Genomic DNA, 7,107 nt, shown 5'->3' with positions numbered 1-7,107 from the left:
CTTCTTGATCAAGCTATAACCTCTATTCTATAGGGAAAATTAACAAGTATTAATTTTAACACAAAGTAATAGTAACGCGAGCATCCTTGCTCGCGGACGTTCTTCATAGTACCACGAGCATCCTTGCTCGTGGAGTATAGTATCACGAGCATCTTGCTCGTGGAGTATAGTAACGCGAGCATCCCTGCTCGTGGACGTTCTTCATAGTAACACGAGCATCCTGCTCGTGGACAGTTTTTTGCTTTTACATGAATCCTTACAAATACTTTACATTAATAAATTAGTAATTTATAATATAATCATTATATATAAAGATTCTAAGGAGGAAATAAAATGTTTGAAGCAAGAGATTTTTTTGATTTAGGATTGAAATTTCATGGTCACAAATGCCCTGCGATGCCATTGGGTCTAAAGGCAGCTTGCGCTGCAATGAACAAGCTTGGAGTAGAAAGATCTAAGGACAAGGAGCTAATGCTTTTAGCTGAAACAGCAGACAATCACGCAGCAGGCTGTTTTGTAGATGGCCTTATGACTGTCACAGGGTGCACTTATGGAAAGAGCAATATAAAGAAGCTCTATTACGGCAAGATGGCATTCACCCTTATTGACGTAAAGAACAAAAAGGCTGTAAGAGTATCTCTAAAGCCAAAGTTCTTTGAAAAGATGCTTGAATCACCCTTTATAGCTGAGAGAAAGAAAGGGATACCTCCTCAGGACGTAGACCCAAAGATTGCAGATCCTTTAATAGAAAAGGTATTGAACTTGAAAGAAGAAGAATTTCTAGATATTAGCCCTGTCTTTGACTACGAATACAAAAAGACACCAGGAGTGATGGAGGCAGACTTTTGCGATGTTTGCGGCGAAGCAGTATTCATTGACAAGTTAAAGTTTATCGATGGAAAGCAAGCTTGTATCCCTTGTTCTGAAAAGATAGCTCAGAAGTAACAATACTAAAGATTAGCAGCCGTAATCTTGCGGCTGCTAATCTAAAATCTAAATTTATTAAGGAGAAATTAATTATATGATATATTTATTAGCTGCAATTGTAACCTTTGTGGCAAAGTCCATTATGGTCATCACCGGAGCTGGAGCTGCCTTTATTCTAATACCTGCATTTTATGCAATGGGTTTTGACCTTCACCAGTCAATGAGTACCGCCCTTCTTTTAAACGTAATCGCTATGGCTTTTGCCTCATATTCATACTCAAGAATTGGCTTGATAAACTATAAGCTTGCGTTTCCAATTATAATAGCAGTTCTGATCACGTCTCCAATCGGTGCATATTGTAGCAAATTTGTACCCAGAGAAACTCTTCTTTTGTTATTTGCTCTCTTTTTAATATTTGCCGCATCTATGATGATCTTTTATAAACAAAAAAAGAACAACTCAGGCGAAAATTTTCAAATAAATAAAAAACAGATGCTCACTGTTGCAACACCAATTGGAGCGCTTGCAGGATTCGTGGCTGGACTTCTCGGCATTGGCGGAGGAAATATGATAATCCCTATACTCATCTTTATAGGCGTCCCTGCAAGGATTGCAGCAGCTACCACCTCCTTTATAGTTTTCTTCTCGTCTCTTGGAGGTTTCTTGGGAAGGGTGGCAATAGGTGGACTAGATATAGAGTTAATCTCGTTTACCGTTATAGCAGCCATCCTGGGAGCGCTATTTGGGTCTTATCTTATGAAATATAAGCTCAGCAACAAGAGTGTAAAGGTTCTAATAGGAATAGTACTATATATGGTTGCAGCAAAGATGCTCTTTGATTATTTTGTGCATTAAAAATTGGAAAATATATAGAGAGATATCTCAAAAGCATTAGAAATAAATGTGTTAAAATAAGTTTAATATGGATATTCAGGAATCAATATCAAAAATAATAGAATTTTTTAGCAAAAATGATGAAATTTTGCTTGCCTTTTTATTTGGTTCATTTATAGAAAACAGGATTACAGATGAAAGTGACGTCGACTTAGCAATCCTTTTCAGAAAACCCAATGCCTCATATATAATCGATATAAAAAACAGCATATCTGAAATTACAGGGAAAGATACAGACATAGTTATCTTAAATTCTGCATCACCAATAATAAAAATGCAGGCATTGAAAAGAGGTCGTTTGCTAAAAAAAGTAAATGATAGCGTTTACAATGATTTTTTCCTCAGAACGCTCAAAGAATATGATGACCTAAAAACAGTAAGAAAGCCACAGGAAAAAAATATACTTAACGGCAGGATATATGTTAGAGACTGATGTTATTTTTGCAAAAGTTGCAAACATACAAAGATGTCTAAAAAGAATAAGAGCAAATACATAGAAGAATTCTATACCTTAATTCTCAAGCGGTTTGTTTTGCCAAAAGATCCCCTTTGATTATTTTCTACAGAGTTCTATTCTTTCAGTTATTTGAACTTCTTCCAAATAATTTCATTATAAATCAAAATTCTTTTCAGATAAGTAAAGCTTTACCTTATCGCAGGCATCTTTATTTCCAAATTTACAGGATTTCTTGAAGTATTGGAGAGCCTTAGGAAAATTTTTTTTCTCAAAGTATATGTTTCCAAGGTTAAAATATGCCATTGCAAGATCTTGACCTTTCCTAACAAGCATTAGATTTTTAAAAATTTCATCGTTTCCATCAGACTCGGCAAATACAGCCTTTATGCTTTGGGCTTCTAACCATTTCAAAATAAAGAAGCTGATTATTAAGGCGACAAGGATCAAAGAAGGCGAGTCTATCATATTAAATATTGTGTGCCATGGCAGTTTGTTAGAAAATATGTCATATATATCGAATAGCAAAAGAATTATTGTAAAGAGTATGAAAAAGTAGTGCAATATCTTTAAAAATCTGTGATCCTTTTTGTTAATTATAAAATCCCTTGTCTCCCTTTCAAAAAAGGTTGTGCGGATTCCCTCAAGGACAAGTATTAGTGCACATATCGCTAAAATAACAAAACTAATTGGTGGAAGCTGGTGCAAAAAATACCTGAACCTTTGAAATGAGGAGTTATCTATCAGCCTATCAAACCTGCTAAACAAAAGAAAAAAGGATAAACCCCAAAACGCGCATAAAACGTTGTAAATAAATAAAAAGAATTTAACTATCCCCTTTTTCTCCATAGTAAAAGATTATACCATAAATAAATGGCATATCATATATAAAATTTGTTTATTTCTAAAGAAAAAGGGGTGCGCTAATATTAGTCTATATCCACTTCCTCGTACCAGTTGTCGCTCCACTCCGAAGGCTCGGACAAAAGTTCCTGAATTATCTCAAGATTAAAGACCAAATTTCCATAGTTCTCATCAAATTCATCCTCAGAGTATGAGTCTAATTCATCAAAATACCTATCACGCCATATGCCTATAAAGTCAATCACCTGAGGCAAGAAGGAAAAATTAACTTCGTAGATCCAAGGTTCATTTTCCTCATTCAAATCATAATAGATGCTAATGTCCGGATCCTCTTCCCTATCAGAATCAAGAAGCCAAATCTTAACCTCTCTTTCCTCATCGTCTACGACATATGAACCAAAATCGCTTTCGAAGTTCTCAATATATTCAAATTCGCTATTCTCCATCCTTTACTCCTCCTATATTAATTAATTTGCCCCCAAGAGCACTAGAAAAGACATCCCAATAAGATCTGTTGCCTGCTTCTAAATTCCATATTGCAAACCCACCCAAATTATGTTTCTCTATGAGCTCAAGTTTGCTGTATAACGTCTCGCTGTTGTCAAACCACACTTCATGCTTTAAATTATACCTATAAAAACTGACATGATAAAGACCATATTTTTCATCAAATTGAGGATTTAGCTTGTTGGTCTCAAGAAACGCCTTTAGATCCTTATAGTAAAGAGCCCTTACGTTTATTACTTTGCCCCTATTGTCCTCAATCCACTCTCTAGTATAAAATGGAATGCCAAGTAACACCTTATTTGCCTCTACCTCTTTTAGAGTCTGTTCTAGACCCTTTTTTACCCAACCAATAGATGCAGTAGGTCCTGCATAGTAGGAGCCCTTGCTAAATTCATCATAGCTCATCAAGACTATATAATCGCTAAACTCCGATAGCGTTTTTCTATCATAGCACATAGACCAGGAAGAATTTTTATCAGGAACAGTTATGTCTACAGATAACAAGATATTACTACCTCTCAAACTTTCGGCTAATTTCTCTACAAAGTAGTCAAATTTTGCACTATCAGATTTATCAAAGTCTTCAAAGTCGATGTTGATGCCGTCCAAGTGATAAGCAAAAGCATAAGCAACAATTTGATTAATAGCGTTTTTTACGTTGATTTTACTATCTAAGAGCGTATGTGTAAGTTTAGGATCAAATTTGTTGCTAAATAATCCCCACACCTTATAACCTCTTTTATGAAGATAATCAACTACTCCAATATCAGAATTGTTAGTAAAATTTCCAAAGCCGTCTTCAAGAGAAAACCAGGTGAAACAAACGGTATTTATGTTGGGATTCAAGTCAAATCCTTTAAGGTCTGAAAAATTTTTTGCCACGCTAAATCCTAGTCTAACCATGCCATTATACCCCTCATTCTGAGGAAGAGGCCTTAATTCAACATCTCGCTTTAACAGATAGTAATCGTAATTATCTAATATTTTAAAACCAAGCAAGTTTGAAATAGACTCAAGATCTACGTAATAATTCCCATTAACCTTTTTAATCGGGAAATTCACAGAGTCAAGCGACACAACTCCCCTTCCTGGCACGCTAAACTTCACGTCAAAGATGTAAACCTTCTTTTCTTTTGGATTTATCAAGAAGTTCTTGTTAGTAATCAATTTAATATTGCTTGCCAGCATAAAAAGACCATCTTCATTTTTTAAAACTATGCCAGCAGGATTATCTGGGTATCTTTCTACATAAAGTTCTTTATCAAAGGCACAGACTTGTCCAAAGGCAACAAAAAGGAATATAAATATTGTAGAAAAAATTAATTTATACATTTGTAGAATAGAATAGCAAAAGTGGTGCAAATTTTCAATAAACAGCTACACAAAAATACTAGTATCTTATATATCGAAAATTCGTTTTAGAATTTGAAAAATAAGGTTACAAAACTTGTAATTAAATAGAAAAATGAACTAAATACCAGTAAGAAAATAGAAAGAATTGAAATGGTAAAGTAAAAAATTAAAAAAAGAAGAATATTAAAAACTTTGCCAATTTTGTAATGCCTATTAACCAAAACGATTACAAAGGATATTAAAAGTGACCATGCCCAATACTCAACTAAAAAGCTGCCCCTTAAAATAGGAAACAGACTTAATATCATGGGTAAAAAATATAAGATTAAAAGTTCAAAGAAAAACAGTTTTACTCTTCCGTCTAATTTATTTATTACTATATATTTAAATCTCAAATCACCAAAATCATCTTGATACTGAAATTCTTCAACCCTTTTTAGTCCTCTACCCTCTTTATCAGAAGGAAACATTTCACCCATACATTACCTCCAGGCAAAAGCCTCTTTTTATATATAGTAATATTATAATTAAGATAATACACTATTATGTAAATTCTTTAAATAGAAAGGAGTAATTGATGAAAGCTATTGCAATAAGCGGAAGTGCAAAAAAGGGCGGGAATACAGCTTTTATGCTAAAAACTGTCCTAGAAGAACTTGAAAGGGAAAATATACAAACAGAGCTAATAGAACTTGCAGAAGAGGAAATTAAGTCTTGCACTGCGTGTTACAAGTGTTTCAAAAACAAAAACAAAAGATGCGTAATAGAGGATGACAATCTAAATAACTATTTTAAAAGGTTGACCGAAGCAGATATCATAATCCTTGGTTCACCTGTTTATCTTGTTGATATAACTCCAAAACTCATCGCATTCATGGAAAGGTGCGGCATGGTCTCAATGGCAAATGGATATCTATTAAAGAGAAAAATTGGTGCAGGCGTAGTTGTAAGGTATAGAAGAGCAGGTGCAATTCACGGTCTTGATTCAATTAATCACTTCTTTTTAGTAGAACAAATGACGGTTATTGGGTCAAATTATCTAAACATTGGAGTCGGAAGAGGTTCTGAGGCAATTAGTTTTACAGAAAGCGAAATTGACGAAGAGGGCTTAAAGACAATGCTCGATCTAGCACACAATATAAGCTGGCTTGCTAAGAAGCTGATATCACAATAGTTATAGTTTTTGCCTTGCCCCAATCATATCCGTTTGGCACAAGGGTAATGACGGCTTTTCCTGATCTTTTAGCCTTAAATAGCCCATTACCCTCATAGGATAAATTTTCATCGTTGTAAAGAATTCTGCATGTAGAGTCCTCTAACGGATTAAGCCTTCTTAAAAGTAGTTTCTCTCCCACCTTTAAATCTACATCACTACTAGAAAGCCATGAAATTTCACCTTCTCCAACTCTATAAGTTATTAAAACGGTATTTGAATCAATTGAGCTAACGTTTGAAACAAAATTATCAGGATAGCTGAGAAAATCTCCTTCTAGATTTTTTTCGAATTGATCTTTATCCCACACGTAAAACCATCTCTTATCTGAAGATGTTAGTTCAAAACCTCCATCAAAAGTCTTGATATCTCCCTGGAATATGGCTTTGCCTTGAGCTATATTAACAAGCCTTTCATCCCTTACCAAAAATACATCATAACTAAGAAATGCACCGCTTCCCATTCTTTCCCAAATTAACAAGGCGCTCTGATCTGTGCCAAGATTAAAGAGCTTAAAGTTTGGATTTTGATAATCTAAAACAATGTGATCCAAATTCTTAAATATTATCCCATCACCCACAGGAGAAAAGAGATCGAGATGAGTTTTGTTGTTCTCATCAACTGATACCACAATATAGTACTTATTAGCGTTACTATCTCTAACCAAATATGTGTCCAGTATCCTGTTAAGGGGCAAATAAAGGGATAATCTATTCGTTATTTCTTTTTGTGAAAGTAAGGTAGCCTTATCTGCAAAAGAGATACTACTTAAGAAGAGCAAAAATATCAAACAGATTAAAGATAAAGAAACAAATCTCTTCACATTAAAACTCCCCGTTAGCATTAAATGATGATCTATTTTACTATAGATCTATATAATTCTATATAATGCAA

9 protein-coding genes are annotated in these 7,107 nt (G+C 34.3%); 4 read left to right on the top strand and 5 right to left on the bottom strand.

Going from position 1 to position 7,107, the window contains the following annotated elements:
• Window positions 1-333: 333 nt before the first annotated feature.
• The 3 genes from ACWIUX_RS01165 (at window position 334) to mntA (ending at window position 2,255) form a co-directional block, all read left to right on the top strand.
• Window positions 334-945: an FmdE family protein gene (locus ACWIUX_RS01165; protein WP_448588886.1), complete on the top strand. Its 612-nt coding sequence runs from the start codon at window positions 334-336 to the stop codon at window positions 943-945.
• A gap of 76 nt (window positions 946-1,021) precedes the next feature.
• On the top strand, window positions 1,022-1,783 hold the full coding sequence (locus ACWIUX_RS01160; protein WP_448588885.1) for a sulfite exporter TauE/SafE family protein: 762 nt from the start codon (window positions 1,022-1,024) through the stop codon (window positions 1,781-1,783).
• 67 nt (window positions 1,784-1,850) lie between these two features.
• Window positions 1,851-2,255 carry a type VII toxin-antitoxin system MntA family adenylyltransferase antitoxin gene (mntA, locus tag ACWIUX_RS01155; RefSeq protein ID WP_448588884.1) on the top strand — a complete coding sequence of 135 codons (405 nt, stop codon included), beginning with the start codon at window positions 1,851-1,853 and terminating at the stop codon, window positions 2,253-2,255.
• Between the two features lie 177 nt (window positions 2,256-2,432).
• Here the strand turns inward: mntA and ACWIUX_RS01150 are convergent, their stop codons facing one another.
• The 4 genes from ACWIUX_RS01150 to ACWIUX_RS01135 all read right to left on the bottom strand — a co-directional run bounded on the left by ACWIUX_RS01150 (window position 2,433) and on the right by ACWIUX_RS01135 (window position 5,479).
• Entirely contained in the window at window positions 2,433-3,044 is a 612-nt protein-coding gene (locus ACWIUX_RS01150) for a tetratricopeptide repeat protein (protein ID WP_448588883.1), read from the bottom strand.
• Window positions 3,045-3,205: 161 nt separating this feature from the next.
• Window positions 3,206-3,586 carry a hypothetical protein gene (locus ACWIUX_RS01145; protein ID WP_448588882.1) on the bottom strand — a complete coding sequence of 127 codons (381 nt, stop codon included), beginning with the start codon at window positions 3,584-3,586 and terminating at the stop codon, window positions 3,206-3,208.
• A complete protein-coding gene (locus tag ACWIUX_RS01140; RefSeq protein WP_448588881.1) occupies window positions 3,576-4,979 on the bottom strand; it encodes a glycosyl hydrolase family 18 protein in 1,404 nt (467 codons plus the stop codon). The genes ACWIUX_RS01145 and ACWIUX_RS01140 overlap by 11 nt, the downstream gene beginning before the upstream one ends.
• Before the next feature lie 86 nt (window positions 4,980-5,065).
• Window positions 5,066-5,479, bottom strand: coding sequence for a hypothetical protein (locus ACWIUX_RS01135; RefSeq protein WP_448588880.1), 414 nt, complete (start codon window positions 5,477-5,479; stop codon window positions 5,066-5,068).
• A 98-nt stretch (window positions 5,480-5,577) separates the two neighbouring features.
• Here ACWIUX_RS01135 and ACWIUX_RS01130 point away from each other — a divergent pair, with 98 nt between their 5' ends.
• The gene (locus tag ACWIUX_RS01130; protein ID WP_448588879.1) at window positions 5,578-6,174 is read left to right on the top strand and encodes a flavodoxin family protein; all 597 of its coding nucleotides are present in this window, start codon (window positions 5,578-5,580) and stop codon (window positions 6,172-6,174) included.
• On the opposite strand, the gene ACWIUX_RS01125 is transcribed toward ACWIUX_RS01130, so the two are convergent.
• Window positions 6,152-7,036, bottom strand: a complete 885-nt coding sequence (locus ACWIUX_RS01125) for a hypothetical protein (RefSeq protein WP_448588878.1) — start codon at window positions 7,034-7,036, stop codon at window positions 6,152-6,154. The genes ACWIUX_RS01130 and ACWIUX_RS01125 overlap by 23 nt on opposite strands.
• Window positions 7,037-7,107: the final 71 nt, after the last annotated feature.

This window comes from Thermodesulfobium sp., assembly GCF_053498235.1.
This window is presented reverse-complemented; position numbering and strand designations above follow the sequence as displayed.

Bases quoted from the DNA above. Each gene is read 5' to 3' on its own strand.
- ACWIUX_RS01165 (WP_448588886.1), top strand. From the start codon at position 334: ATGTTTGAAGCAAGAGATTTTTTTGATTTAGGATTGAAATTTCATGGT.
- ACWIUX_RS01160 (WP_448588885.1), top strand. From the start codon at position 1,022: ATGATATATTTATTAGCTGCAATTGTAACCTTTGTGGCAAAGTCCATT.
- mntA (WP_448588884.1), top strand. From the start codon at position 1,851: ATGGATATTCAGGAATCAATATCAAAAATAATAGAATTTTTTAGCAAA.
- ACWIUX_RS01145 (WP_448588882.1), bottom strand. From the start codon at position 3,586: ATGGAGAATAGCGAATTTGAATATATTGAGAACTTCGAAAGCGATTTT.
- ACWIUX_RS01140 (WP_448588881.1), bottom strand. From the start codon at position 4,979: ATGTATAAATTAATTTTTTCTACAATATTTATATTCCTTTTTGTTGCC.
- ACWIUX_RS01135 (WP_448588880.1), bottom strand. From the start codon at position 5,479: ATGGGTGAAATGTTTCCTTCTGATAAAGAGGGTAGAGGACTAAAAAGG.
- ACWIUX_RS01130 (WP_448588879.1), top strand. From the start codon at position 5,578: ATGAAAGCTATTGCAATAAGCGGAAGTGCAAAAAAGGGCGGGAATACA.